We start from the raw sequence: 24,888 nt of genomic DNA, 5'->3' as shown, positions 1-24,888 counted from the left end.
GCCGCCTATTGTCCCCGCTGATCGAGCCGATCCTCCACGTCGCTGGCAAAGCGCTCAATGAACATGAGGGCTCTGACTTGACGCGCGGCCTCCGGCGCATCGCCCCGTTCGTCCAGCGCGGCGCGCAGGGCCTCGATGCGCGCGCGCCTCGCCTCGGCCACCTCGTCGGCCAGGGCCTCCAGCGCGGCCACACCCTCGGTCTCGTCAAGCGACTCGCGCCACTGCATCTGCTGCATGAGGAAGTCGGCCGGCATGGCGGTGTTGTTCTCGGCCTCGATCGGGGCGCCGCGCCGCTCGCACAGGTAGGCCGCCCGGCGCAGCGGGTCCTTCAGGCGCTGATAGGCTTCGTTGATGCGCACCGACCACTGCATGGCCTGGCGCTGCGTGGCCGGGTCGGCGTGTGCGTTGCGGTCGGGGTGGGCATGGCGCTGCAGGTCCTTCCAGCGCGCGTCGAGCGCGGCGCGGTCGATGGCGAAGGACTCGGGCAGGCCGAAGAGTTCGAAATCGCTGGATTGCAGGTTCATGGAAAAAGAAAGACCGCCGAGGCCTGCGCCGGGCGGTCGATTCGAGACCTCATCGCTCAGATTCTGAAGCTCTCGCCGCAGCCGCAGCGGTCCCGTTCATTGGGGTTGTTGAACTTGAAGCCCTCGTTGAGGCCCTCGCGCACGAAGTCGAGTTGCGTGCCGTCGATGTACGGCATGCTTTTCGGGTCGACCAGCACCTTCACGCCGTTGTCCTCGAACACCACGTCCTCGGGTGCGATCTCGTCGGCGTACTCCAGCTTGTAGGCCAGGCCCGAGCAGCCGGTGGTCTTGACGCCCAGGCGCACGCCCACGCCCTTGCCGCGCTTGGCGATGTAGCGCGTGACGTGGCGCGCCGCGGCTTCGGAAATCGTGACGGCCATGGGATCAGTTCGCGTGCTTCTTGCGGTAGTCGTCCACGGCCGCCTTGATGGCGTCCTCGGCCAGGATGGAGCAGTGGATCTTCACCGGCGGCAGCGCGAGCTCCTCGGCGATCTGGCTGTTCTTGAGCGCGGCGGCTTCGTCCAGCGTCTTGCCCTTGACCCACTCGGTCACCAGCGAGCTCGAGGCGATGGCCGAGCCGCAACCGTAGGTCTTGAAGCGCGCGTCCTCGATCACGCCGGTGGCCGGGTTCACCTTGATCTGCAGCTTCATCACGTCGCCGCAGGCCGGCGCGCCCACCATGCCGGTACCCACCGTCTCGTCGCCCTTGTCGAAGGAGCCGACGTTGCGGGGGTTTTCGTAGTGGTCAACGACTTTTTCGGAATAGGCCATGTTGTTCTCCTTCGGATCAGTGGGCCGCCCACTGGATGGTCGACAGGTCGACGCCATCCTTGAACATTTCCCACAAGGGTGACAGTTCACGCAGCTTGGCGACGTTCTCCTTGATCGTCGCAATCGCGTAGTCGATCTCTTCTTCGGTCGTCCAGCGGCCGATGGTCATGCGCAGGCTGCTGTGCGCGAGTTCGTCGCTGCGCCCCAGGGCGCGCAGCACGTAGCTGGGCTCCAGGCTGGCCGAGGTGCAGGCCGAGCCCGAAGACACCGCGAGGCCCTTGATGCCCATGATCAGCGATTCGCCCTCGACGTAGTTGAAGCTCATGTTGAGGTTGTGCGGGATGCGGCGCGCCTCGTTGCCGTTGATGAACACCTCCTCGATGTCCTTCAGGCCATTGACCAGGCGGTCGTGCAGGGCCTGGATGCGCCGGTTCTCCTCGTGCATCTCGGCCTTGGCGATGCGGTAGGCCTCGCCCATGCCCACGATCTGGTGCGTGGCCAGCGTGCCCGAGCGCATGCCGCGCTCGTGGCCGCCACCGTGCATCTGCGCCTCGATGCGCACGCGCGGCTTGCGGCGAACGTACAGCGCGCCGATGCCCTTGGGGCCATAGGTTTTGTGCGCGGTCAGGCTCATCAGGTCCACCGGCAGGCTCTGCAGGTCGATATCGACGCGGCCCGTGGCCTGCGCGCCATCGACATGGAAGATCACGCCCTTCTCGCGGCAGATGGCGCCCAGGGCGGCGATGTCCTGGATGACACCGATCTCGTTGTTCACGAACATGACCGAGGCCAGGATGGTGTCGGGGCGGATCGCCGCCTTGAAAGCCTCCAGGTCGACCAGGCCGTCGGCCTGCACGTCGAGGTAGGTGACCTCGAAGCCCTGGCGCTCCAGCTCGCGCATGGTGTCCAGCACGGCCTTGTGCTCGGTCTTCACCGTGATGAGGTGCTTGCCCTTGCCCTTGTAGAAGTTCGCCGCGCCCTTGAGCGCGAGGTTGTTCGATTCCGTCGCGCCGCTGGTCCAGACAATCTCGCGCGGGTCGGCGCCGATCAGCGCGGCCACCTGCTCGCGTGCGGTCTCCACCGCCTTCTCCGCCTCCCAGCCCCAGGCGTGGCTGCGCGACGCGGGGTTGCCGAAGTGCTCGCGCAACCAGGGAATCATGGCGTCCACCACGCGCGGATCGACCGGGCTGGTGGCGCTGTAGTCCATGTAGATGGGGAAGTGGGGGGTGCTCATGGGCTTGTTCTGTCTGGCGTTGGACAAGGGCTGGCGGGGCCGGCGGCCGACACGCCGCCAGCCCCGCGCGCCGGGTTCACTTCGAGAGCGCGGCGCCTCCAAGGGCGAACACGGAATTCGGCGCGTTCACGCGGATGGGCTTGACCACCGGCGTGCTGGAAATGGCGCGCTTGATCATGGGTGCGTTCTCCACCACCACGCCCTTGGCGAGCTGCTCGTCCACCAGCGACTGCAGCGTCACCGAATCCAGGAAATCAACCATGCGGGCATTGAGCTGGGCCCAGAGCTCGTGCGTCATGCAGCGCTGGCCTTCGCCCAGGCAGTTTTCCTTGCCACCGCACTGGGTGGCATCGATCGGCTCGTCCACCGACACGATGATGTCGGCCACGGTGATTTCGCCCGCCTTGCGGCCCAGGGTGTAACCACCGCCCGGCCCGCGGGTGGACTCCACCAGCTGGTGCCGGCGCAGCTTGCCGAACAGCTGCTCGAGATAGGACAAGGAAATCTGCTGGCGCTGGCTGATAGCGGCCAGCGTGACCGGACCGTTGTTCTGGCGCAGGGCCAGATCGATCATGGCTGTGACCGCGAAGCGGCCCTTCGTCGTGAGGCGCATTGCAAGCTCCTTCTGTGTTGCTTGACCTTCGTGGCAAGGCCCGCCGGGCATCCGCCGTGGCGAACCCCTCCTCCACCCGCCCCGACCCTTGAGGGTCTGTTGCTGTCGCGGGGTTTCCCGACTAATTTTGTCGAATTATAGCCCAAAAGCTGAGCGATTTGCTCGGCATTGTACCGGTATGGGGTTTATGCCAGTGGACAGGCGCCCGGGCGCGACCCCGGATTCTGGGAGTCGGGCCGCCACCCAAACGTTCAGGCCGCGCTGTCGTGCCCGGTGGAGCCGAACACCCGGGCCTTGAGTTGGGCGAGCTGGTCACGCACCTGGGCGGCCTTCTCGAACTCCAGGTTGCGGGCGTGCTCCAGCATGAGCTTTTCCAGCCGCTTGATTTCCCGGGCCACGTCCTTCTCGCTCATTTCTTCGAGCTCGGCGCGGGCGGCGCTTTCGGCGGCCAGGCGGTCGGCCTCCTTGCCCGCCTTCTCGCTGTACACGCCGTCGATCAGGTCCTTGATGCGCTTGTTCACGCTGCGCGGCTCGATGCCGTGCGCCGCGTTGTGCGCGATCTGCTTGGCGCGGCGGCGCTCGGTTTCGCCGATGGCCGCCTTCATTGAATCGGTGATCCGGTCGGCGTAGAGGATGGCCTTGCCGTTGAGGTTGCGCGCGGCGCGGCCGATGGTCTGGATCAGGCTGCGCTCGGAGCGCAGGAAGCCCTCCTTGTCCGCATCCAGGATGGCGACCAGCGAGACCTCCGGAATGTCCAGGCCCTCGCGCAGCAGGTTGATGCCCACCAGCACGTCGAAGGCGCCCAGGCGCAGGTCGCGGATGATCTCCACGCGCTCGACCGTGTCGATGTCGCTGTGCAGGTAGCGCACCTTCACGCCGTTCTCGGTCAGGTAGTCGGTGAGCTGCTCGGCCATGCGCTTGGTGAGGGTGGTGATGAGCACGCGCTCCTGGCGCTGCACGCGCAGGCGGATCTCCTGCAGCACGTCGTCCACCTGGTGCATGGCGGGGCGCACCTCCAGCTCCGGGTCGACCAGGCCGGTGGGCCGCACCAGCTGCTCGACCACCTTGCTGGCGTGGGTCTTTTCGTAGTCGGCCGGCGTGGCCGAGACGAAAACCACCTGTCGCATGCGCTGCTCGAACTCCTCGAACTTCAGCGGCCGGTTGTCCAGCGCGCTGGGCAGGCGAAAGCCGTACTCCACCAGCGTGGTCTTGCGCGCGCGGTCGCCGTTGTACATGCCGCCGAGCTGGCCGATCAGCACGTGGCTTTCGTCCAGAAACATCACCGCGTCGCGCGGCAGGTAGTCGGTCAGGGTGGACGGCGGATCGCCCGGGCGCGCCTGCGACAGGTGGCGCGTGTAGTTCTCGATGCCCTTGCAGTGGCCCACCTCGCTCAGCATCTCCAGGTCGAAACGGGTGCGCTGCTCCAGACGCTGCGCCTCCACCAGCTTGCCCATGCCCACCAGCTCCTTCAGGCGCTGGTCGAGCTCAAGCTTGATGGTCTCCACCGCCTGCAGCACCTGCTCGCGCGGGGTCACGTAGTGGCTGCTGGGGAAGACGGTGAAGCGCGGGATCTTCTGGCGCACCTTCCCGGTGAGCGGATCGAACAGCTGCAGGCTTTCGATCTCGTCGTCGAACAGCTCGATGCGGATCGCCATCTCGGAGTGTTCGGCCGGGAAGACGTCGATGGTGTCGCCGCGCACGCGGAACTTGCCGCGGCCGAAGTCGGTTTCGTTGCGCGTGTACTGCATGCGGACCAGCTGGGCGATGGCGTCGCGTTGCCCGATCTTGTCGCCCACGCGCAGGGTCATCACCATCTGGTGGTAGCTCTCGGGCTTGCCGATGCCGTAGATGGCGGAGACCGTGGCCACGATGAGCACGTCGCGCCGCTCCAGGATGCTCTTGGTGCAGCTCAGGCGCATCTGCTCGATGTGCTCGTTGATCGCGCTGTCCTTCTCGATGAACAGGTCGCGCTGCGGCACATAGGCTTCGGGCTGGTAGTAGTCGTAGTAGCTGACGAAGTACTCGACCGCGTTCTTCGGGAAGAACTCGCGGAACTCGCTGTAGAGCTGGGCGGCCAGGGTCTTGTTGGGCGCGAACACGATGGCCGGACGGCCCACGCGCGCGATCACGTTGGCCATGGTGAAGGTCTTGCCCGAGCCGGTCACGCCGAGGAGGGTCTGGAAGACCTCGCCGTCGTTGATGCCTTCAACGAGCTGGTCGATCGCCTCGGGCTGGTCCCCCGCCGGCGGGTAGGGCAGGAACAGCTCGAAAGGGGAGTGGGGGAAGCGCACGAACTCGCCCGGGGTGGGGGCCTCGCTCGCCACTTCCTGCAGCAGGGGGGTGGTCATCGGGAAATTGTGCCGGAACGCGATGGCCCTGGCGGCTATGCTGGCGCCCCATGACCGCGCGCGAAACCCGACCCACGCCCGACAAGGACGCCATCGACGCCCTGCCCCCCTTCCCGCCGCTGGACCTCGCGCGCATCGCGCTGGTGCGCAGCGCCGACGGCGCCCGCGAAGCCGCCGCCGCGCTGGCCGCGCACCCGGTCTGGGGCTTCGACACCGAATCCAAGCCCACCTTTTTCAAGGACCAGGTGTCCGACGGCCCGCACGTGGTGCAACTGGCCGTTGCCGAGCGCGCCTGGGTGTTCCAGCTCGCCGACCCGGGCTGCCGCGCGGCGGTGGCGGCCCTGCTGGCCCACCCGGCGCACGCCAAGGCCGGCTTCGGCCTGCGCGACGACAACCTGCGGGTGCGCGCCAAGCTGGGCATCGAACCCGCGGGCGTGATCGAACTCAATTCCCTCTTCCGCGCCCAGGGCTACCGCAAGGACATGGGCGTGCGCGCCGCGGTGGCGGTGCTGTTCGGTCAGCGCTTCGCCAAGAGCAAGAAGGCCGCCACCAGCAACTGGGCCGCCGCCAGCCTGAGCGAGGCGCAGCTGCTCTATGCCGCCAACGACGCCTGGGCGGCGTTCCGCGTGGCTCAGGCCCTGGGGGTGGAGGCCGGCTGAGTCACGTGGGCCAGCCAGTCCTTGAGCACGGCGTGGAACTCGGCCGGCTTCTGTTTCATGATCCAGTGCCCCGTGTCCAGCGACTTGGCCGCGCAGCCGGTGGTGCGGTTGAGGTGGCGCACCCAGCGGCTGGAATGGAACATGAAGGGCTTGCGCCGGCCATAGACGAACAGGCCAGGCAGTTGTTCGTCTATCAGCCGCTCGGCCTGGCCCGCGCCGCGCAGGCCGCCGAAGGCATTGAACCAGCGCATGGCGTAGGGGTAGTTCATCTCCCAGCCGATCAGGGCCGGGTCGTTGCGGCAACCGATCCGGCGCGCCATCCAGCGCGTCATGCGGTTGGCCAGGCCGGGCGCGCGCGGGCCCAGTGACCAGGCCGCGGCCAGCCAGAGCTGGTAGCCCGCGATCATGAGCTTCTCGCGCCAGCCCAGGGACTCGAAGTAGTCGCGCGAGCCCACGTCGCCGATGTCCAGCGCCACGATGCGCGCCACGCGCTCGGTGTGGCGCTTGGCGTAGGTGTAGCCGAAGGCGCAGCCCCAGTCGTGCAGCAGCAGGGTCACGCGCTGGTCGGGGCTCACGGCATCCACGATGCGCGCGATGAGCGCGACGATGTCGCTCTGGCTCATGGGCCGCGGGCCGCGCGCCAGGTCGAAGCCCGGCAAATGGAAACGCACGCAGCGCCACTCGGGCACCAGGGCGGCCACGGTGCCGTCCCACAGCGCGGGCGTGTCGGGCCAGCCATGCACCATCACCACCGTCTGGGGCCCCACGCCGTCGATGAAGACGTCGACGTCGTCGATCACCAGTTCGGGCACGGGGCCCGGTTGTGTCTCGGGACCGTCGTCGGACCCGGCGACCCGGGCAGCGGTGGTGGTGGTGTTCATGTCACAAGGCTTTGCCCAACCGTTGAATGCCTTCCTCGATCTTGTCCAGCGGCGCGGTGGCGAAGCTCAGGCGCAGCGTGGCGTGCACCGGGTCGTTGGCGAAGAACGGGGCGCCCGGCACGAAGGCCACGCCCTGCTCGATGGCCTTCTTCGCGAAGACCGCGCCGTCGGCCACCTTGCCGCCCGCGCCCGTGAGCCAGGCCCACACGAACAAACCGCCCTGGGGTGCGACGAAGTCGATCGCGTCGCCCAGTTCGCGCCGCAGCGCGGTCGTCATGGTGGCGGCGCGCTCGGCGTAGACACGACGCACGCGCGACAGCGTGGCGGGCATGCGACCGGCCTTGAGGTACTGGGCCGCCGTGGCCTGGGCGAATGTGCTGGTGTGGGCGTCGCTGAACTGCTTGCACATGGTGGCCTTGGCCAGCAATTCGGCCGGCCCCACCATCCAGCCCACGCGCAGGCCGGGGCTGAGCACCTTGCTCAGCGAGCCGCAGTGCACCAGGACGTCGCGCGCGCCGGGCACCTCGTCGGCCAGGGCCAGCAGGCTGGGCGGCGGCGCGTCGCCGAAGTACAGGTCGCCGTAGGGGTCGTCTTCCACGATCAGGGTGCCGTGCTTGACCGCCATCCGCAGCACGGCCTTGCGGCGCTCCAGGCTCATCATGGCGCCGCTGGGGTTGCCGAAGGTGGGGATGAGGTAGACGAACTTGGGCTTGTGCTCGGCGATGAGCTGTTCCAGCCGATCGGTCTGGGCGCCCTGCCCGTCCACGGGTACGGTGACCAGATCGGCGCCGTAGAGGCGGAAGCACTGGATGGTGGCCAGGAAGGTGGGGCCTTCGACGATCACCTTGTCGCCAGGCGACACCAGCGTCTTGCCCAGCAGGTCCAGCGCCTGCTGGCTGCCGGTGGTGACGATCAGGTCGTTGGCGGCGAGCCCGCGCACGCCCTTGCTGGCCATGAAGGCGGCCAGTTGCTCGCGCAGGGGCGGGTGGCCTTCGGTGGCGCCGTACTGCAGGGTGGCGCCGGGCTCTTCGCTCAGCGCGGCGTTCACGGCCTCGCGGATGCCGTCGACGTCGAACAGGGCGCTGTCGGGAAAGCCGCCCGCGAAGCTGATGATGCCGGGCTTGCCCAGCAGCTTGAACAGCTCGCGGATGGCGGACGTTTCGACGTTGTTGAGGCGATCGGCGAAGGGAATGGTGTGGCTCATGCGGGCGGGGGGGGGGTCGGATCGGAATGGCGCATTGTCACCAAAACCGCGCGCCGCGCACCGGCCCCGGGCAAACCCTCAGAGGGATGGATAGACTGCGCGCCCATGAAGCGCGAGCTGATCGAACCCTTCTTCGCCACCTTGAAGGCGAGCAACCCCAGCCCCCAGTCGGAGCTGGAATACACCACCGTCTTCGAGCTGCTGGCCGCCGTGCTGCTGTCGGCCCAGGCCACCGACGTGAGCGTCAACAAGGCCACGCGCAAGCTGTTCCCCGTGGCCAATACGCCTCAGGCCATCCTGGCCCTGGGGCTCGAGGGGCTGGAGGGCTACATCAAGACCATCGGCCTGTTCCGCAGCAAGGCCCGGCACCTCATGGAGACCTGCCGCATCCTGGTGGAGCGCCACGGTGGCGAGGTGCCGCGCACGCGCGAGGCGCTGGAGGCCTTGCCCGGCGTGGGCCGCAAGACGGCCAACGTGGTGCTCAACGTGGCCTTCGGCGAGCCCACCATGGCGGTGGATACGCACATCTTTCGCGTCAGCAACCGCACCGGCCTGGCGCCGGGCAAGACGCCACTGGCCGTGGAACTGGCGCTGATGAAGCGCGTGCCGCCCGAGTACGCGGTGGATTCGCACCACTGGCTCATCCTGCACGGGCGCTACGTGTGCCTGGCGCGCAAGCCGCAGTGCCACCGCTGCGCGGTGGCGGCGTACTGCGACTTCACGCCCAAGACGGCGGGTTGACGCTGGCTTCGAGCCAGCGCCCGCCAGCGGGGCTCAGCCCTTTGCCGCCGCCTTCGCCTCGGCGATCCAGCCGTCGAAGGTCTTCTGGTTCGCCTTGATCCAGGCGTCGACGTGGCGCTCGATGTCGGCCGGCTTGTTCTCGCCGTCGCGCATGCGCAGGTTCTGGGCGTTGATGTCGCCCACCGACAGCTTCATCACCTCGAACAGCTTGCCCGCGGCCGGGTTCTTCTCCACGAAGGCGCGGTTGGCCACGATGCGCTGCGTGTTGATGACGAAGCCGTAGTTCTGGCCATTGGGCAGCTTGGTGTCCAGCTTGGCCTGCTCGCCGGGCAGCGAGGAGAACGGCACCTGCAGCCACACCACGTCCTGGCCCGGGCGCAGCACGCCGCTCACCCAGTAGGGCGTCCAGGTGTAGTACAGGATGGGCTTGCCCTGCTTGTAGCGGGTGATGGTGTCGGCGATCAGCGCCGAGTAGCTGCCTTGCACGTGGCGCACGGTGTCGCGCAGTTTGAAGGCCGTGAGCTGGTGTTCGATGACGGCCTCGCAGCCCCAGCCGGGGTTGCAGCCGGTCAGGTCGGCCTTGCCGTCGCCATCGGCGTCGAAGAGCTTGGCGATCTCGGGCTTCTGCAGCTGCGCGACGTTGGTGATCTTGTGGGCGTCGGCCGTCTTCTTGTCGATGAGGTAGCCCTGGGCCGCGCCGGGCGAGTAGGCACCGGTGCGCGAGAGCTTGGCGTCGCCGCCGGCATTCTTGTAGAAGTCGGCGTGCAGCGGGTCCCAGTGGCTGGCCAGGTAGGTGGCGTCGCCGTTGGCCAGCGCCACGTGGGCGGTGGCGTACTCCACCTCGCTGATCGGCTGCACCTCATAGCCCAGCTTCTGCAGCGCGCGACCCACCAGCAGGGTCTGGAAGGTTTCTTCGGCGATGGAGCTCTTCACCGGCTTGACCACGACGCCCTTGCCAGGCAGGTCCTGGGCGACGGCCGTGGCCGCCGTGGCGGCCACCAGGCCGGCGGCGAAGAGCTTGCGCCACAGCGCGAATCGGTTGAATGGAACGTTCATGCGGTTTCTCCTTGGGTGAGTTCGTTGGAGGAAGAAAGTGAAGGGTGGCGGCGGCTTCGCGCCAGCCGCAGCACCAGGCCCGCGGGCCCGGTCTGCCACCAGTGGCGCGCGCCGCGGCGCGGCTGGCCCATGGCCTGGGTGATGCGGTCCAGCGTGATGGCCAGCAGCACGATGCCCAGGCCGCCGACCGTGGCCAGGCCCATGTCCAGGCGGCCGATGCCACGCAGCACCATCTGGCCCAGGCCGCCGACGGCGATCATGGAAGCGATCACCACCATGGACAGCGACAGCATCAGCGCCTGGTTGATGCCCGCCATGATCGAGGGCATGGCCAGGGGCAGCTGCACCTTGGTCAGCATCTGCCAGGGCGAGGCGCCGTAGGCCTGGGCGGCCTCGATCAGGTCGGGCCGCACCTGGCGGATGCCCAGCGTGGTCAGGCGCACCAGCGGCGGCAGCGCGAACACGATGGTGACGATCACGCCGGGCACGTTGCCGATGCCGAACAGCATCACCACCGGCACCAGGTAGACGAAGGCCGGCGTGGTCTGCATGGCGTCGAGCACCGGCCGCACGACACGCTGGGCGCGGTCGCTGGCAGCCAGCAGCACGCCCAGCGGCAGGCCGATCAGCACGCAGAAGGCCAGCGAGGTCAACACCAGCGAGAGCGTGACCATGGCCTCGGGCCAGATGCCCAGCGTCGACACCAGCAGCAGCGAGACCACCGCGCCGATGGCCACGCCGCGCCCCGCGCACTGCCAGGCGATCAGGCCCAGCAGGGCCACCATCACCGGCACCGGCACGGCCAGCAAGGCGGCCTCCACGCCGCCCAGCGTGGCGTCGATGGGGCCGCGCACGGCCTGGAAGAAGGGCCGGAAATGGTCCACGGCCCAGCCCAGGCCACTGTTGATCCAGTCCTGAACGGGCAGGCTGCCGTCCCAGAGCTGGCTGAGGTGAAAGCCGTCCGCGCCGGGCGCGGCGGCGGCATCGGCCGGCGCGGCGTCCAGCCAACCGCCACCCGAGGCTTGCGTGCTGGTGGACCAGGCGTCGCCGGCCGGCGCAACCGCCGACCCCTGGGGCTCGGCCGCGGGCGCGGCGGAGCCCCAGGGGTCGGTGGCCGCGGCGTCGGCCTGCGCCACCGACGGGGTGTCCGGGGACAGGGGGGTGTCGTTCTGCATCGCTTCTCCTTGTTCAGTCGCTGCCACGGTCCATGAAGCGCAGCAGCGTGGTCTTGCTGATGGCGCCGACGTACTGGCCGCCCGCGTCCACCACCGGCAGCGGCCAGGGCGACTGCGCCACCTGGCCGAACAGACCGTTGACGGGCTCGGCGGCCTCCAGCGCCCGCACCTCGGGCAGGAAGGCGTGCTGCAGGCCCAGCGGACCCTCATGGCCGTTCAGCGCGGCGCGCAGCGACTCGACCGAGACCATGCCCTGGAAGCGCTGGCGCGGGTCCACCACGTAGGCGAATTCGCGGTCCTGCTGCTCCAGCATGGACAGGGCGGCGCGCGAACCCCGCGTGGTGCTTTCGGCCACCACCACCTGGCTGCGGCGCGCGATGTCGCCGGCCTTGAACACGGCGGCCGCGTCCACGCCGCGCACGAACTGGCGCACGTAGTCGTCGGCCGGCCGGCGCAGGATCTCCTCGGGCGTGCCCACCTGCACCACCTGGCCGTCTTTCATGATGGCGATGCGATCGCCGATGCGCATGGCCTCGTCCAGGTCGTGCGAGATGAAGACGATGGTGCGGCGGCGCACCTGCTGCAGCCGCAGCAGCTCGCTCTGCATGTCGGTGCGGATGATCGGGTCGAGCGCCGAGAAGGCCTCGTCCATCAGCAGGATGGACGGGTCGCTGGCCAGCGCGCGCGCCAGGCCCACGCGCTGCTGCATGCCGCCGGAGAGTTCGTCGGGGTAGCTGTCGCCCCAGCCCTCCAGGCCCACCTGGGCCAGGGCCTCGTCGGCCTGGGCCAGGCGCGTGGCCCGCTCGACCCCCGCCAGCTCCAACCCCAGGGCGGTGTTGTCGCGCACGGTCATGTGCGGCATCAGCGCGAAAGACTGGAACACCATGCTGATGTCCTTGCGGCGCAAGGCGCGCAGATCGCGGTCGCTGTGCTCGAAGATGTTGCGGCCGTCGATCACGACCCGCCCGGCGCTGGGCTCGATGAGCCGGTTGAGCAGGCGCACCAGCGTGGACTTGCCCGAACCCGACAGGCCCATGATCACGAAAATCTCGCCGGCCTGGATATCGAAGTGCGCGTCGAAGACGCCGATGGATTGGCCGGTGCGGGCCAGGATCTCCTGCTTGCTCAGGCCGTCGCGCGCAAGCGCCAGCGCGGCCTCGGGGTCGTCGCCGAAGACCTTGAACACGTGGTCGATCTGAATGTCTTTTGCCATTGCGGCGGGGCCTCCTGTGCGGTGGGCTTGGGCAATGGCCGCCGGCGAAACGTGCGCGCAGGCGACCGCGAACCGCAGCCGCGCAGCAGGCACTGAAGACGACGAAGCAAGGCCGCAACCAGCGCCTGAACGCACCAAGAATGCCGTTCAGCGGGCCTGGTCGAGGGGCGTGAACGGGGTGGCGCGACGCGGCGTCGGGTGGCTGGAAACCAGCCGGTGCCAGGCGGGGCCTGGCGGGGAGGAACCGGCGCCGCGACGGGATTCAAGACGATCCGCGAGTAGCGCTCGGTGCGTCAACATATGTAGTTGACTGATAGGAAACCTTGGATTGTAACTTTTGGGTCTAAGCCGGTCAAGTCACGCCCGGTGCATTCCCCGGCAACGGCGGGCAATGCCCCTCGAACAGCGGGCATCGGAAAACAAAAAGCCCGCCGAAGCGGGCCTTGCGCGAAACGCTGGTGATCAGCCGCTGTGCGGGCGCTTGCCAGGGTTCTTCTTGCTGCGCGTGGCCACGCCGCGCTCCAGGCTGCGGCGCTGGCCACGGCCGGGGGTGGGCAGCACGACGCCGTTGGCAGCGACGGGACGGGGGGTGGCCTTGCGGTCGGCCTCGGTGACGATCTTGTTGCCCATGGCAATCTTCCTTCGAACGGCGGGATTGGACGAAAAGGCGATATTCAACCACAGACGCCGGTCCCGCCCCGGGCGCGTAAGCTGCTCGCATGCGCCGCTTGCTCGCCACCGTCTCCTGGCAGGAGTTCCGCCACCACCCCTGGCGCAGCGCCACCGCCGTGCTCGCGGTGGCGCTGGGCGTGGCGCTGGCGCTGGCGGTGCAGCTCATCAACGCCTCGGCCCTGGCCGAGTTCCGCGACGCCGTGAGCGCCGTCAACGGCCAGCCCGACATCGAGCTGCGCGCCCGCCAGGGCCTGCTGGACGACGCCCTGTTCGAGCGCGTGGCCGCGCACCCGGGCGTGGCGGCGGCCAGCCCGGTGCTGGAGCTGCCGGCCTCGCTGGCCACGGCCCGCGGCGAGCGCCTGCCGGCGCGCCTGATCGGCGTGGACGCCCTCAGCGTGGGCCGCGTGGCGCCCGCGCTGATGCCGCTGACGGGCGGGGACGACGGCCGCCGCCTGGACCTGTTCGCGCCCGACGCCGTGTTCCTGAACGCGAGCGCGCGCCAGGCCGTCGGCGCCGCCGCCACCGTCGGCCTGCGGCTGGGCGCGGCCGAGCACCCCTTGCGCGTCGCCGGCCAGGTGAACGCGCCCGGCGCGCCGGTGCTGGTGATGGACATCGCCGCCGCGCAGGCCCTGGCCGGGCGCATCGGCGCGCTCAGCCGCATCGACCTGCGGCTGGCCCCCGGCACCCCGGCCGAGCGCGTGTTGGACGAACTGCAACTGCCCCCGGGCACCCTGGCCCAGCGCCCCGAACAGGCGGGCGAGCGCATCAGCAACCTGTCGCGCGCTTACCGCGTCAACCTCACGGTGCTGGCGTTGGTGGCCCTGTTCACGGGCGCCTTCCTGGTGTTCTCGGTGCTGTCCCTGTCGGTCGCTCGGCGACAGGGGCCGCTGGCGCTGCTGGGCGTGCTGGGCCTGTCGGCGCGCGAGCGGCTGCGCCTGGTGCTGGCCGAATCGGCCCTGCTGGGCCTGCTGGGCGGCGCCATCGGCGTGGCCCTGGGCAGCGCCGTGGCGGCGCTGGCGCTGCGCCAGCTCGGCGGCGACCTGGGCGGTGGCTACTTCACCGGCGTATCGCCCGCCCTGCGCTGGAGCCCATGGGCCGCGCTGCTGTACGGCGCGCTGGGCGTGGCGGCGGCCGTGGCCGGCGGCTGGTGGCCGGCGCGCGCGGCGCAGACCCTGGCGCCGGCGCAGGCGCTCAAGGGCCTGGGCACGGACGCGCCCACCGCGCGGCGGCATACCCTGGCCCTGGGGCTGCTGCTGCTCGCCGGCCTGGCCGCGCTGGCGCCACCCGTGGCCGGCCTGCCGCTGGGGGCCTATGTGTCGGTGGGCCTGCTGCTGATCGGCGGCATCGCGGCGCTGCCGCTGGGCGTGTCGGCCCTGCTGGACCGCCTCGCGCCGCACACCGCCCGCCACCTGCTGCCGCTGCTGGCGGTGGAGCGCGCGCGCCGCCTGCGCGAGACCGCCGCCGTGGCCACCAGCGGCGTGGTGGCCAGCCTGGCCCTGTCGGTGGCGCTCACGGTCATGGTGGCGAGTTTTCGCGACTCGGTGACGCACTGGCTGGACACCGTGCTGCCCGCCCCGCTCTACCTGCGCGGCAGCGTCGGCGCCGGGGACGCCCTGCACCTGCCACCGGCCTTCGTGGACGCGGTGTCGGCCGTGCCTGGGGTGGCGCGGGCCGACCCGCTGCGCGCCCTGCCCCTTCAGTTCGACCCCGCGCGCCCGCCGGTGACGCTGGTGGTGCGCCCGCTGCGCGGCGATCCCTTGCCGCTGCCCCTGGTGGGCCAAACCGTCGCCGTGGCCGCGCCCGACGTGCCCGTCTATGCGAGCGAGGCGATGGCCGACCTGTACGGCGCCCGCCTGGGCCAGCCCCTGCCCGCGCTGGCCCAGGCCCTGGCCGCGCCCGAGGCCCGGCGCGCCCGCTACGTGGTGGCGGGCGTCTGGCGCGACTACGCGCGCCAGCACGGCAGCCTGGCCATCGACGCCGACACCTTCGCGCGCCTGAGCGGCGAGCGCCTGGTGAGCGACCTGGCGCTGCACCTGGCGCCCGGCGCCGACCCGCGGGCGGTGCGCGAAGCCATCGATGCGCTGGCGCGAAGGCAGGGCCTGCAGGACACCATCGAATTCGCCTCAGCCGAGCAGATCCGCGCCGCCTCGCTGCGCATCTTCGACCGCAGCTTCGCCGTCACCGTCTGGCTGCAGGCCGTGGCCATCGGCATCGGCCTGTTCGGCGTGGCCGCGAGCTTCAGCGCCCAGGTCCTGGTGCGGCGCAAGGAGTTCGGCCTGCTCGCGCACCTGGGCCTCACGCGGCGCCAGATCCTGGGCGTGGTGGCCGCCGAGGGCCTGGCCTGGACCGCCCTGGGCGCGCTGGCCGGCACGGCCCTGGGCCTGCTGGTCAGCCTGGTGCTGGTGCACGTGGTCAACCCGCAGAGCTTCCACTGGACCATGGACCTGGTGCTGCCCTGGGCGCGGTTGGGCGCGCTGGCCTTGGCGGTGGTGCTGGCCGGCACGTTCACGGCCTGGCTGGCCGGGCGCGCGGCGGCCAGCCGCGACGCGGTGCAGGCCGTCAGGCAGGACTGGTGAACGCCATGCCCCCCCTCTCCCGCCGCCACTGGCTGCTCGGCAGCGCCGCCGCCCTGGCCTGGCCTCCCACACACGCGCGCGACATTGCCCGCCCCGGCGACGCCCTGCGCCCGCGCGCGCTGGCCTTCCCGCGCGACCATGGCAGCCACAACGACACGCGCACCGAATGGTGGTACCTCACCGGCCACGCGCGCGACGGCGGCGGCCGCGACTTCGGCTTCCAGATCACCTTCTTCCGCAGCCGCGTGGACGAGGCGCGCGACCTGCCCGGCCGCCTGGCCGCGCGCCAGCTGCTGTTCGCGCACGCCGCCATCACCGACGTCGCGGGCCGGCGCCTGCACCACGACCAGCGCATCGCGCGCTGGAACGGCGAACGGCCCGCCAGCACCGAACGCGCCGTGTTCGCCAGCGAGACCGACACCGAGGTGGTGCTGCGCGACTGGTTCCTGCGCCGCCGCACCGACGGCGGCTACGCCACGCGCGCCGTGGGCGACACGCTGCTGATCGACATCGAGGCCAGCGCGCCGCAGGCCTGGCTGCTGCAGGGCGACCGGGGCTTCTCGCGCAAGGGGCCGGACGCCGCGCAGTCCAGCTTCTACGTCTCGCAGCCGCAGCTGCAGGCGAGCGGCACCCTGGGCCTGGCCGGCCAGCGCTTCCAGGTGAGCGGCAGTGCCTGGCTGGACCACGAATGGAGCGAGGCCCTGCTGCACCCCGAGGCCGTGGGCTGGGACTGGATCGGCATGAACCTGTTCGACGGCCACGCCCTCACCGCCTTCCGGCTGCGCCGCGCCGACGGCTCGGCCCTGTGGGCGGGCGGCTCCTTGCGCGCCGCGGCCGACGCGCGCGAGCCGAACGCCATCCACCGCTTCGCCCCGGGCGAGGTGGCATTCGTGCCCCAGCGCTGGTGGACCAGCCCGCTCACGCGCACGCGCTACCCCGTGGAATGGCGGGTGCGCACGCCGGCCGACTTCTACACCGTGCGCGCGCTGGTCGACGGGCAGGAACTCGACAGCCGCGCCAGCACCGGCGCGATCTACTGGGAAGGCCTGTCGGAGCTGATCGACAGCAACGGCCGCCTGGTGGGACGGGGCTACCTGGAGATGACGGGGTACGCCAAGCGGCTGGCGCTCTGAGGCCGCCCGCGCGCCCCGCGCTCAAGCGGGTCTCAGGACGGCTTCTTGTCCTCGGCGCCCACGGCGTCGCGCACGCACTTGTTGGTGAAACTCGTCTTGGCCGCGCCGGAAAGCTTCTTCTCACCCGCGGCCATGGTGCAGGCCGCCGTGGCGTCCTTCTTGCACTTGGTCATGAAGGAATTCTTGGCCGCGCCGGCCAGCTTCTTCTCCATCGCCTTCGCCTGGCAGGTGGCCTCGTCGGCCCAGGAACCGGTGGCGGTGAACGCCAGGGCGGCGGCGAGGATCAGGGTGCGGGTGAGCATGGGGAACTCCTGGGGGTGTAGGAGCGCCGATTGTTATCACGCGATGGGATAGCGTGCAATGGGATCGCAGAGGAAGCGGCTCGCGCAGAGGGCCTGCGCTAGCATGGCGGTCATCGGCCCAATGCAGACTTTCGATCGCCCGGGCCTTCTGGGGGGAACACCATGGGCGCTGTTCGTTGGATCCATCTCATGCTCACGATGGCATTGGCATTGGCATGGGGTGGCGGCATCGCTCAGGCGCAGGTGTACCGCTGGAAAGACAGCAACGGCCAGATCCATTTTGGCGATCGGCCAGACCCCGAGCGGGGAGCGAAAAAGGTGGTTGTCCCCCGACCCAATCTGGCCAAGGGCCTCGAGGTCACTGCGCCGACGGCTTCTGCCGGCGCGACCCATGCCGCTTCGGATGGCGAGACCGACACCTCAACGGTCCCTGCGCAGGCGGCGCCAAGGCCCCCGCCTGAGCCCATGCCCCAACGAGGCGTTGCCGCACAACGCCACAACAGTTGCCAGGCGAAGTGGGCCGCCTTTGAAGCCAGCGCGGCTTGTTTTGGCGCTTGCGGCAGAAACAACGGCGCGGAGAGGACAAGAAACAACGCCGGCTGCGAGCATTGCGCCGAAACGCCGATGCCGAATTGTTGACACGCCCGCCCGGCGGCTCTTGTTCGATCCGCCCTCTCCCCTCTCGATAGGAGCCTGGCCCGGTGCAACGGTCCTGGCCCGGGCCGGATCGGCGCATGGCGGGCGCCACCCCTCGACGCGCGCGTCTTGGCCTAAGCTAGGCACCCACCTCGGCACCGACCTCCGCGTCCCCTCCCCCCATGGCCACCGCCTCCGACCGCCCCTCGGGCAAGAGCCCGCGTTCGCTCACCGGGCTGCTGCCTTTCATGCGCCCCTACCGCCTGCAGATGGGCCTGGCCCTGCTCTTCCTGGTGCTCGCGGCGGCGGCCACGCTGGCCTTTCCGGTGGCGCTGCGCCTGCTGATCGACGACGGCCTGGTGCCAGCGGGGCGCGGCGATCAGGTGCTGGCGCTGCGCGAGCATTTCGCGGCGCTGTTCGGGGTGGCGGTGGCGCTGGGCCTGTTCTCGGCCGTGCGCTTCTACCTGGTCAGCTGGATCGGCGAGCGCATCACGGCCGACCTGCGCAACGCGGTGTACCGCCACGTGCTGCGCCAGAGCCCGCAGTTCTTCGAGACCACGCAGACCGGCGAGGTGCTGTCGCGCCTGACGGCCGACACCACGCTGGTGCAGACGGTCGTGGGCTCCTCGCTCTCCATGGGCCTGCGCAACGCGGTGATGGGCCTGGGCGCGCTGGTGATGCTGGTGTGGTCGCACCCCTATGTGATGGTGCTCGTGCTGGCCACGGTGCTGCTGGTGGTGCTGCCGGCCATGTGGTTCGGGCGCCGGGTGCGCCGGCTCTCGCGCGCCAGCCAGGACCGCATCGCCGATTCCAGCTCCATCGCGGCCGAGGTGCTGAACGCCATTCCCACGGTGCAGAGCTACGCGGCCGAGGGACGCGAATCCCAGCGCTTCGAGCAATCCACCCAGCATGCGTTCGAGACCGCCGTGCGCCGCACCAAGGCGCGCGCGGCGCTGGTGGCCTTCGTCATCATCGCCAACGCGGCGCTCATTCTCTGGGGCATGTTCCAGGGCACGCAGGCGGTGCTGAACGGCCAGCTGTCGCCGGGGCAGCTGGGTCAGGCGGTGTTCTACGTGGTGATCTTCGCTGGTGCGGTGGCCGTGCTGGGCGAGGTGTACGGCGACCTGCTGCGCGCCGCGGGCGCGAGCGAGCGCCTGGTGGAGCTGCTGGCCAGCGAATCGCCGGTGAAGTCGCCCACCAAGGCCGTGGACGCGCCGCTGCCGGCGGGCGGCAGCGCGCTGGCGTTCGAGCAGGTCCGCTTCCACTACCCCTCGCGCCCGGCGCAGGCGGCGCTGGACGGGTTTTCACTGGCGGTGGCGCCTGGGCAGACGGTGGCCATCGTGGGCCCCAGCGGCGCCGGCAAGACCACCGTGTTCTCGCTGCTGCTGCGCTTCTACGACCCGCAGCAGGGCCGCATCGTGCTCGACGGCACGCCGATCAACGCCCTGCGGCTGCAGGACCTGCGTGAGCGCATCGGCATCGTGCCGCAGGACCCGGTGATCTTCTCCAGCAGCGCGATGGAGAACATCCGCTACGGCCAGCCCGGCGCCAGCGACGAAGCGGTGAAGGCCGCCGCGCGCGCCGCCTTCGCCGACGAGTTCATCGCCCAACTGCCCGAGGGCTACGCCACCTTCCTGGGCGAGCGCGGCGTGCGCCTGTCGGGCGGCCAGCGCCAGCGCATCGCCATCGCACGCGCCATGCTGAAGAACCCGCCGCTGCTGCTGCTGGACGAGGCCACCAGCGCGCTGGACGCGCAGAGCGAGCGCGTGGTACAGGCGGCGCTGGAGGCCGCCATGCGCAACCGCACCACCCTGGTCATCGCCCACCGGCTGGCCACGGTGCAGCGCGCCGACCGCATTGTGGTGATGGACCACGGCCGCCTGGTCGAGCAGGGCACGCACGCCGAGCTGGTGGCGCGCGGCGGCGTGTACGCGGGCCTGGCGGCCCTGCAGTTCAACGCCTGAGGGCCACCGGCGTGCCCGAGCCCGGGACCCGGCCTCAGCGCCCGGGCGTCCACTCGCGGAAGAAGCGGATGCGATCCTCGTCCGCCGGGTGGCTGGCCAACGCGATCGGCAGCACGCCGCCGGCGTCGCGGTCCTTGTCTTTTCGTGCGGTGGCCAGGCGCTCGAACAGCGTGACCATCACGGCCGGCGACAGGCCCGCGCGGTCCAGCCGCTCGGCCGCGTAGGCGTCGGCGCGGCGCTCCACGTCGCGCGAGTAGGACTGGGTCAGCAGCGCCGCTGGCACGCTGGCGATGAAGCCGCTGGCGTCGCCGAAGACCACGCCCACGATGGCGCTCAGCAGGCTGGCGCGCACCAGCATGTCCAGGCCGTCGCGGTGGCGCACGTGGCCCAGCTCGTGCGCCAGCACGCCCGTCAGCGCGTCGGGCCGGTCGTGCAGCAGCTCGACCAGCTGGTCGGTGACGATCATCTGCCCGCCCGGCAGGGCCAGGGCGTTGGGGCCCAGCTCGGGCGCGTGCCGGAACGACAGGCGCCAGGCGGGCGCGTCGCCTTCTGGGTGGGCGCGCTCGACGAAGGCCCGCCAGCGCCGTTCGATCGCCTGGCGCCGCGCCTCGTCCAGGCGCGTGGGCTTGAGCAGCGCGCGGTCGAGTTGGGCCAGGCCGTCGCGGCCGATGCGCTCGTCCAGCGCCACCGGCAGGCGCTGCGCGACGAACTGGCTGGCCAGGGGCACGCCCCAGAACCAGCTCGCCAGCAGCACCACGACGGCACCCACCGCCGCCGCGGTGGCGGCGCGCCAGCTCTGCTGCCAGCCCACCACCCAGGACTCGCGCAGGCCCTGGGCGGCCCACCAGGCGTCCCAGCCGCCGGCGTCGGCGTGCTGGATCAGGCCGCCGTCGGGCAGCTCGGTCTGGCGCTGGCCGTGCGTGCGGCGCTCGGGCCAGCGCACCTCGCGCAGGCGGTAGCGCCGCGGCGGCTCCGCGCGCTCGGCGTCCAGCGGCTCCAGCACCAGTTCATCGCCCTCGACGCGCAACTGCACCGCGCGCCCGCGCGGGCTGCGGCCATCGAACCAGCGCGTGGACAGCGGCTCACCCATGCCGGCTCACAACCCCATGTCGATGCCGAAGAAGTCGCCCGCGGCGTCGCCCAGCGGGCCGACGTCGCGCCGCTGCGCGTGCGCCAGCCAGTCGTTCACCGAGCCCTTGACCTGCAGGGCCATGGCTTCCAGCCGGGCGCGCGCCAGGCGCACCTGGGCGAACGGCCAGTACAAGCCCAGGGTCAGCGCGATCAGCAGCCAGTTCACCGCCGTCACGCGCGCCAGCGCGCCAAAGCCCAGCCCGCTGCGAAAGCGCGTGTTGCGGCTGCGGGTGTTCTGCCACACCAGGTTCTGCAGCGCGGCGGTGTAGTGGGTCACCACCAGCATGGGGAACAGCAGATAGCCCAGCGCCACGGCGCCGCTCAGCATCAGCACGCCGGCCGCCGTGCGCCCCGCCAGCCCCACGCCCAAGGCTGCGATGGCGCCCACGATCAGCAACACCAGCAGCATCACGCCGCCGGAGCGCAGGCCAAGCCCGTAGAACTGGCGCACACCGGCGCGCAGCTCGGTGCGCTCGCCGGCGAAGCGGTAGCCGCCGTGCTGGTACTGCTTGATGCGCGCCAGGCACCAGGGCATGACCAGCGCGAACAGCGCCATCACGCCCAGGAACAGCAGGCCCATGCGCCGCCGCTCCTCGGGCGAGGCGCCCTCGCCGGGTGCCAGGTCGGGCGCGTTCAGGCCCAGGGCCACGAAGCCCAGCACCGGCAGCAGCAGCGGCGCGAAGGCCAGGTAGGCGCCCTTGAGGTCGCCCTCGAAGCTCAGGCGCACGCCGCGCCAGCTGGTGTTGCGCAGACGAAACTGCAGCGAGGCCCGCCACAGCGCCGGCCACAGCAGGGCGAACACCAGGAAGATGGCACCGGCCACCAGCGGCGCCGTTTCCGAGGTGACGCCATAGGCCAGGCCGAACAGCGCCACCACCAGGTAGCCGCGGAACATTTTCCAGGGATTGGCGTGAAAACCCAGCGGGTCATCGCCCACCAGGGTGTTGTTCTGGAAATACGTGAGGCGCCGCGCCCGCGCGAAGGGCCAGTACAGCGTGAACGTCACCAGGACCAGCAACAGGTTCACGATCCAGATGCGGAAGTACTCGCTGCCCGAGCCGGTGAAACGGATCGGCAACGTCTGCACCTGGGGCCGCGCGTCCTGTGCGCCCGGCGCCTCACCCAGCCTATCGATGTTGTTCATCTTGCCTCCCTCCTGTTAGCAGGCCGGCGGATGCTAGCACCGGCCGGCCAAGGCCATGCAGCGCAGGCATGGAGCCATCCTCAGCCCGCCTTGGACAAGCGCCGGGGCGCTGCGTACAGTGATTGGCGCCGTGGCCCCGCAGCGGCCATGCCCCATCGAAGGACCCACCATGTCGTCGCCCACCCCTCCCTCCGTGCTGACCCAGGCCCTGCCCTCCTACCTCGACCCCCACCACCTCGGCCCCTGGGGCATCTACCTCCAGCAGGTCGACCGCGTCGCACCCTACCTGGGCAAGCTGGGGCGCTGGGTCGACACCCTCAAGCGGCCCAAGCGCACCCTCATCGTGGACGTGCCCATCCATCTGGACAACGGCACCGTCGCCCACTTCGAGGGCTACCGCGTGCAGCACAACACCAGCCGCGGCCCCGGCAAGGGCGGCGTGCGTTTCCACCAGGACGTGACCCTGTCCGAGGTGATGGCCCTGGCGGCCTGGATGTCCATCAAGAACGCCGCGGTCAACGTCCCCTATGGCGGCGCCAAGGGCGGCATACGGGTCGATCCCAAACAGCTCACGCGCGGCGAGCTCGAGCGCGTGACGCGCCGCTACACCAGCGAGATCGGCATCATCATCGGCCCCACCAAAGACATCCCCGCGCCCGACGTGAACACCAACGAACAGGTCATGGCCTGGATGATGGACACGTACTCCATGAACGAGGGCGCCACCGCCACCGGCGTGGTCACCGGCAAGCCGGTCGACCTGGGCGGCTCGCTCGGCCGACGCGAGGCCACGGGCCGCGGCGTGTACACCGTTGGCATCGAGGCCGCGCGCCGCATCGGCCTGGACGTGACCCGCTCGCGCGTGGCCGTCCAGGGCTTCGGCAACGTGGGGGGCGTGGCCGGCAAGCTGTTCGCCGAGGCCGGCGCCCGCGTGGTGGCCGTGCAGGACCACGGCGGCACGGTCTACAGCGAGGCCGGGCTCAACGTGCCCGCCCTGCTCGACCACGTGGGCCGCCACGGCTCCGTCGCGGGCTTCGAGGGCGGGCAGGTCATTCCCAACGAGGACTTCTGGGGCGTGCCCTGCGACATCCTCATCCCCGCCGCGCTCGAAGGCCAGATCAACGAGAAGAACGCCGGCCGCATCCAGGCCCGCATGGTGATCGAAGGCGCCAACGGCCCCACCACGCCGCAGGCCGACGACATCCTGCACGACCGCGGCGTGCTCGTGCTGCCCGACGTGATCGCCAACGCCGGCGGCGTGACGGTGAGCTACTTCGAGTGGGTGCAGGATTTCTCCAGCTTCTTCTGGACCGAAGACGAGATCAACGCCCGCCTGGTGAAGATCATGAAAGACGCCTTCTCGGCCGTGTGGCAGGTGTCGGAGGACCACAAGGTGAGCCTGCGCACCGCCACCTTCATCATCGCCTGCCAGCGCATCCTGCACGCGCGCGATTTGCGCGGGCTGTATCCCTGAACCCCGGGGGTACCCGCCAACACGAAGGGCGCCCGGGGGCGCCCTTTCTTCATGTCCGACCGCTCGGGCCCAGGGGCTTACTGCAAGGTGTCCTTGACCGCCGGCAGCAGGGGCAGTGGCATCACCTCCACGCCCTCTTCCAGCAGCTCCAGCGCCACGGCCGCGCTGGTCTGGCCGCGGATGTTGCGGCGCTCGATCTCGCCGTGGTGCATGGCGCGGGCCTGCTCAGCGAAGCGCTCGCCCACGTCCTCGGTGTTGACCATGATCTCGCGCATGGCCTTGAGCATGCGCGCCTGCAGCTCGGCCAGTTCGGCCTGTGCGGGGTGGTTGCTCAGCGTGAGACCTTCGGGCCTATGGGCCGCGCCCGGTGCGTCGCGGCCCGCGCGCAGGTTCAGGCGCGGCGCCGAGAGCTTTTTCTCGACGCGCTGATCACCGCACAGCGGGCAACTCACCAGCCCGCGCTCCAGCTGCTGGTGAAAATCGTCTTCGGAGCCGAACCAGCCCTCGAACACGTGCTGGTGGGCGCATTGCAGATCGAGCACCTTCATGGAGCGCAATTATCCTGCCAGTCCAAGACCCATTGGCCACTGAGCACATTCTGCAGCCACAGCATGCCCACCAAGGTCTTGCTGTCGATGACCCGGCCGTCGCGGCACCAGGCCTGCAGGTCGGCCGGCGTGGCGGCGAAGACGTCCAGCGCCTCGCCGTCGTCGAGCGCGCGCTCGCCCAGGCTCAGGCCGCGGGCGAACCAGACGTCGATGACCTCGTCGGAGTACGCGATGGTGGGCGCCAGGCGGCCCGCGAAGGCCCATTGCCGGGCCGAGTAGCCGGTCTCCTCGCGCAACTCGCGCCGCGCGCAGGCCAGGCTGCCCTCGCCCGCGTCGAGCTTGCCGGCGGGAAACTCCACCATGACGGCCCCCATGGGGTGGCGGTACTGGCGCTCCAGCACCACGCGGCCATCGTCCAGCACAGGGATCACCATCACCGCGCCCGGGTGCAGCACGAATTCGCGCGTGGCCTCGGCGCCCGTGGGCAGGCGCACGCTGTCGCGCACCACGTGCAGGAAATGCCCGCGCAGCAACTCGGTGCGCGCCAGCGGCACTTCGGTCAGGTGAGGGTCATCCACCGCGGCGCTTGTAGAGGTAGCGGTACACGAAGCCGGGGAAAGCCAGCGTGAGGAACAGGCTCGCCGTGGTGGCGTAGAACTCCCAGCCCTGCGGATAGATCTGGCCCACGCGCTGCTCCAGGGCCAGGCCCAGGGCCCCGACGGCGAAGTACAGCAGCACGAGTTCGAGCAGCCGCAGCCACAGCGTCTTGGGCTTCGCGCGCGGCAGCACCGCGAGCCAGCGGTTGTTGACGAAGGGCAGGTTCGCGGCCACCAGGGCGGCCGCCAGCACCAGCCAGATCAGAGCGGTTTGGTTCATGGCGACGGTGTGA

The 24,888-nt window shown here is 70.4% G+C and carries 25 protein-coding genes; 7 read left to right on the top strand and 18 right to left on the bottom strand.

Features of this window, described 5'->3' with window-relative positions; all coding sequences use genetic code 11:
* Positions 1-5: 5 nt before the first annotated feature.
* The 6 genes from hscB to uvrB form a co-directional block, all read right to left on the bottom strand.
* Positions 6-524, bottom strand: coding sequence for a Fe-S protein assembly co-chaperone HscB (hscB, locus tag DY262_RS17785; protein ID WP_116960429.1), 519 nt, complete (start codon positions 522-524; stop codon positions 6-8).
* 56 nt (positions 525-580) lie between these two features.
* Entirely contained in the window at positions 581-904 is a 324-nt protein-coding gene (gene iscA / locus DY262_RS17780; RefSeq protein ID WP_070397668.1) for an iron-sulfur cluster assembly protein IscA, read from the bottom strand.
* A gap of 4 nt (positions 905-908) precedes the next feature.
* Positions 909-1,295: a Fe-S cluster assembly scaffold IscU gene (gene iscU / locus DY262_RS17775; protein WP_070397667.1), complete on the bottom strand. Its 387-nt coding sequence runs from the start codon at positions 1,293-1,295 to the stop codon at positions 909-911.
* 16 nt (positions 1,296-1,311) lie between these two features.
* Positions 1,312-2,529: an IscS subfamily cysteine desulfurase gene (locus DY262_RS17770; RefSeq protein WP_116960428.1), complete on the bottom strand. Its 1,218-nt coding sequence runs from the start codon at positions 2,527-2,529 to the stop codon at positions 1,312-1,314.
* Positions 2,530-2,605: 76 nt separating this feature from the next.
* Positions 2,606-3,142 (bottom strand): Fe-S cluster assembly transcriptional regulator IscR, encoded by a 537-nt coding sequence (gene iscR, locus DY262_RS17765; RefSeq protein WP_070397665.1) that lies wholly within the window; start codon positions 3,140-3,142, stop codon positions 2,606-2,608.
* Positions 3,143-3,393: 251 nt separating this feature from the next.
* Entirely contained in the window at positions 3,394-5,490 is a 2,097-nt protein-coding gene (gene uvrB / locus DY262_RS17760; protein WP_116960427.1) for an excinuclease ABC subunit UvrB, read from the bottom strand.
* Positions 5,491-5,540: 50 nt separating this feature from the next.
* Here uvrB and DY262_RS17755 point away from each other — a divergent pair, with 50 nt between their 5' ends.
* Positions 5,541-6,149 (top strand): 3'-5' exonuclease, encoded by a 609-nt coding sequence (locus DY262_RS17755; RefSeq protein ID WP_116960426.1) that lies wholly within the window; start codon positions 5,541-5,543, stop codon positions 6,147-6,149.
* Here the strand turns inward: DY262_RS17755 and DY262_RS17750 are convergent.
* Together DY262_RS17750 and DY262_RS17745 are read right to left on the bottom strand one after the other, a co-directional pair.
* Positions 6,122-7,030 (bottom strand): alpha/beta fold hydrolase, encoded by a 909-nt coding sequence (locus tag DY262_RS17750; RefSeq protein WP_116960425.1) that lies wholly within the window; start codon positions 7,028-7,030, stop codon positions 6,122-6,124. The genes DY262_RS17755 and DY262_RS17750 overlap by 28 nt on opposite strands.
* Position 7,031: 1 nt before the next feature.
* Positions 7,032-8,222: an aminotransferase-like domain-containing protein gene (locus DY262_RS17745; protein ID WP_116960501.1), complete on the bottom strand. Its 1,191-nt coding sequence runs from the start codon at positions 8,220-8,222 to the stop codon at positions 7,032-7,034.
* Between the two features lie 117 nt (positions 8,223-8,339).
* Here DY262_RS17745 and nth point away from each other — a divergent pair, with 117 nt between their 5' ends.
* A complete protein-coding gene (gene nth, locus DY262_RS17740) occupies positions 8,340-8,975 on the top strand; it encodes an endonuclease III (protein WP_116960424.1) in 636 nt (211 codons plus the stop codon).
* 33 nt (positions 8,976-9,008) lie between these two features.
* Here the strand turns inward: nth and proX are convergent, their stop codons facing one another.
* The 4 genes from proX to DY262_RS21850 all read right to left on the bottom strand — a co-directional run bounded on the left by proX (position 9,009) and on the right by DY262_RS21850 (position 13,049).
* Positions 9,009-10,031, bottom strand: coding sequence for a glycine betaine/L-proline ABC transporter substrate-binding protein ProX (gene proX, locus DY262_RS17735; protein ID WP_116960423.1), 1,023 nt, complete (start codon positions 10,029-10,031; stop codon positions 9,009-9,011).
* Entirely contained in the window at positions 10,028-11,206 is a 1,179-nt protein-coding gene (proW, locus tag DY262_RS17730; protein ID WP_116960422.1) for a glycine betaine/L-proline ABC transporter permease ProW, read from the bottom strand. The genes proX and proW overlap by 4 nt, the downstream gene beginning before the upstream one ends.
* A gap of 13 nt (positions 11,207-11,219) precedes the next feature.
* Entirely contained in the window at positions 11,220-12,419 is a 1,200-nt protein-coding gene (proV, locus tag DY262_RS17725; RefSeq protein ID WP_116960421.1) for a glycine betaine/L-proline ABC transporter ATP-binding protein ProV, read from the bottom strand.
* A gap of 462 nt (positions 12,420-12,881) precedes the next feature.
* Entirely contained in the window at positions 12,882-13,049 is a 168-nt protein-coding gene (locus tag DY262_RS21850) for a hypothetical protein (protein ID WP_009515307.1), read from the bottom strand.
* Between the two features lie 89 nt (positions 13,050-13,138).
* Here DY262_RS21850 and DY262_RS17720 point away from each other — a divergent pair, with 89 nt between their 5' ends.
* Entirely contained in the window at positions 13,139-15,667 is a 2,529-nt protein-coding gene (locus DY262_RS17720) for an FtsX-like permease family protein (protein WP_116960420.1), read from the top strand.
* A 5-nt stretch (positions 15,668-15,672) separates the two neighbouring features.
* On the top strand, positions 15,673-16,800 hold the full coding sequence (locus DY262_RS17715; protein ID WP_181936553.1) for a lipocalin-like domain-containing protein: 1,128 nt from the start codon (positions 15,673-15,675) through the stop codon (positions 16,798-16,800).
* 32 nt (positions 16,801-16,832) lie between these two features.
* Here the strand turns inward: DY262_RS17715 and DY262_RS17710 are convergent, their stop codons facing one another.
* Complete coding sequence (locus DY262_RS17710) at positions 16,833-17,102, bottom strand: hypothetical protein (protein ID WP_116960419.1); 270 nt, start codon at positions 17,100-17,102, stop codon at positions 16,833-16,835.
* Between the two features lie 189 nt (positions 17,103-17,291).
* On the opposite strand from DY262_RS17710, the gene DY262_RS17705 reads away from it, so the two are divergent.
* Both DY262_RS17705 and DY262_RS17700 read left to right on the top strand, forming a co-directional pair.
* Positions 17,292-17,741, top strand: a complete 450-nt coding sequence (locus DY262_RS17705) for a DUF4124 domain-containing protein (RefSeq protein WP_181936552.1) — start codon at positions 17,292-17,294, stop codon at positions 17,739-17,741.
* Positions 17,742-17,920: 179 nt separating this feature from the next.
* Entirely contained in the window at positions 17,921-19,702 is a 1,782-nt protein-coding gene (locus tag DY262_RS17700; RefSeq protein ID WP_116960417.1) for an ABC transporter transmembrane domain-containing protein, read from the top strand.
* Between the two features lie 34 nt (positions 19,703-19,736).
* Here the strand turns inward: DY262_RS17700 and DY262_RS17695 are convergent, their stop codons facing one another.
* Positions 19,737-20,792: a M48 family metallopeptidase gene (locus tag DY262_RS17695; protein WP_116960416.1), complete on the bottom strand. Its 1,056-nt coding sequence runs from the start codon at positions 20,790-20,792 to the stop codon at positions 19,737-19,739.
* Positions 20,793-20,798: 6 nt separating this feature from the next.
* Complete coding sequence (locus DY262_RS17690) at positions 20,799-21,977, bottom strand: YjgN family protein (protein WP_116960415.1); 1,179 nt, start codon at positions 21,975-21,977, stop codon at positions 20,799-20,801.
* 169 nt (positions 21,978-22,146) lie between these two features.
* Here DY262_RS17690 and DY262_RS17685 point away from each other — a divergent pair, with 169 nt between their 5' ends.
* Entirely contained in the window at positions 22,147-23,451 is a 1,305-nt protein-coding gene (locus DY262_RS17685; RefSeq protein ID WP_116960414.1) for a Glu/Leu/Phe/Val family dehydrogenase, read from the top strand.
* A gap of 77 nt (positions 23,452-23,528) precedes the next feature.
* Here DY262_RS17685 and DY262_RS17680 read toward each other — a convergent pair whose 3' ends face one another.
* From DY262_RS17680 to DY262_RS17670, 3 genes are read right to left on the bottom strand one after another with little or no spacing between them, the layout of a single operon-like run.
* On the bottom strand, positions 23,529-23,999 hold the full coding sequence (locus tag DY262_RS17680) for a DUF1178 family protein (RefSeq protein ID WP_116960413.1): 471 nt from the start codon (positions 23,997-23,999) through the stop codon (positions 23,529-23,531).
* On the bottom strand, positions 23,996-24,577 hold the full coding sequence (locus tag DY262_RS17675) for an NUDIX domain-containing protein (protein WP_116960412.1): 582 nt from the start codon (positions 24,575-24,577) through the stop codon (positions 23,996-23,998). Before DY262_RS17675 ends, DY262_RS17680 begins: the two co-directional genes overlap by 4 nt.
* The gene (locus DY262_RS17670) at positions 24,570-24,875 is read right to left on the bottom strand and encodes a DUF2818 family protein (protein ID WP_070397650.1); all 306 of its coding nucleotides are present in this window, start codon (positions 24,873-24,875) and stop codon (positions 24,570-24,572) included. Before DY262_RS17670 ends, DY262_RS17675 begins: the two co-directional genes overlap by 8 nt.
* Positions 24,876-24,888: the final 13 nt, after the last annotated feature.

Origin of the sequence: Hydrogenophaga borbori (assembly GCF_003417535.1) — a bacterium.
GTDB lineage: Bacteria > Pseudomonadota > Gammaproteobacteria > Burkholderiales > Burkholderiaceae_C > Hydrogenophaga > Hydrogenophaga borbori.
The sequence above is the reverse complement of the archived record's forward strand: the minus strand, read 5'-3'. Positions and strand labels throughout refer to the sequence as shown.

Coding starts and splice junctions, on each gene's coding strand:
- hscB (WP_116960429.1), bottom strand. CDS start 524: ATGAACCTGCAATCCAGCGATTTCGAACTCTTCGGCCTGCCCGAGTCC.
- iscA (WP_070397668.1), bottom strand. CDS start 904: ATGGCCGTCACGATTTCCGAAGCCGCGGCGCGCCACGTCACGCGCTAC.
- iscU (WP_070397667.1), bottom strand. CDS start 1,295: ATGGCCTATTCCGAAAAAGTCGTTGACCACTACGAAAACCCCCGCAAC.
- DY262_RS17770 (WP_116960428.1), bottom strand. CDS start 2,529: ATGAGCACCCCCCACTTCCCCATCTACATGGACTACAGCGCCACCAGC.
- iscR (WP_070397665.1), bottom strand. CDS start 3,142: ATGCGCCTCACGACGAAGGGCCGCTTCGCGGTCACAGCCATGATCGAT.
- uvrB (WP_116960427.1), bottom strand. CDS start 5,490: ATGACCACCCCCCTGCTGCAGGAAGTGGCGAGCGAGGCCCCCACCCCG.
- DY262_RS17755 (WP_116960426.1), top strand. CDS start 5,541: ATGACCGCGCGCGAAACCCGACCCACGCCCGACAAGGACGCCATCGAC.
- DY262_RS17750 (WP_116960425.1), bottom strand. CDS start 7,030: ATGAACACCACCACCACCGCTGCCCGGGTCGCCGGGTCCGACGACGGT.
- nth (WP_116960424.1), top strand. CDS start 8,340: ATGAAGCGCGAGCTGATCGAACCCTTCTTCGCCACCTTGAAGGCGAGC.
- proX (WP_116960423.1), bottom strand. CDS start 10,031: ATGAACGTTCCATTCAACCGATTCGCGCTGTGGCGCAAGCTCTTCGCC.
- proW (WP_116960422.1), bottom strand. CDS start 11,206: ATGCAGAACGACACCCCCCTGTCCCCGGACACCCCGTCGGTGGCGCAG.
- proV (WP_116960421.1), bottom strand. CDS start 12,419: ATGGCAAAAGACATTCAGATCGACCACGTGTTCAAGGTCTTCGGCGAC.
- DY262_RS21850 (WP_009515307.1), bottom strand. CDS start 13,049: ATGGGCAACAAGATCGTCACCGAGGCCGACCGCAAGGCCACCCCCCGT.
- DY262_RS17720 (WP_116960420.1), top strand. CDS start 13,139: ATGCGCCGCTTGCTCGCCACCGTCTCCTGGCAGGAGTTCCGCCACCAC.
- DY262_RS17715 (WP_181936553.1), top strand. CDS start 15,673: ATGCCCCCCCTCTCCCGCCGCCACTGGCTGCTCGGCAGCGCCGCCGCC.
- DY262_RS17710 (WP_116960419.1), bottom strand. CDS start 17,102: ATGCTCACCCGCACCCTGATCCTCGCCGCCGCCCTGGCGTTCACCGCC.
- DY262_RS17705 (WP_181936552.1), top strand. CDS start 17,292: ATGCTCACGATGGCATTGGCATTGGCATGGGGTGGCGGCATCGCTCAG.
- DY262_RS17700 (WP_116960417.1), top strand. CDS start 17,921: ATGGCCACCGCCTCCGACCGCCCCTCGGGCAAGAGCCCGCGTTCGCTC.
- DY262_RS17695 (WP_116960416.1), bottom strand. CDS start 20,792: ATGGGTGAGCCGCTGTCCACGCGCTGGTTCGATGGCCGCAGCCCGCGC.
- DY262_RS17690 (WP_116960415.1), bottom strand. CDS start 21,977: ATGAACAACATCGATAGGCTGGGTGAGGCGCCGGGCGCACAGGACGCG.
- DY262_RS17685 (WP_116960414.1), top strand. CDS start 22,147: ATGTCGTCGCCCACCCCTCCCTCCGTGCTGACCCAGGCCCTGCCCTCC.
- DY262_RS17680 (WP_116960413.1), bottom strand. CDS start 23,999: ATGAAGGTGCTCGATCTGCAATGCGCCCACCAGCACGTGTTCGAGGGC.
- DY262_RS17670 (WP_070397650.1), bottom strand. CDS start 24,875: ATGAACCAAACCGCTCTGATCTGGCTGGTGCTGGCGGCCGCCCTGGTG.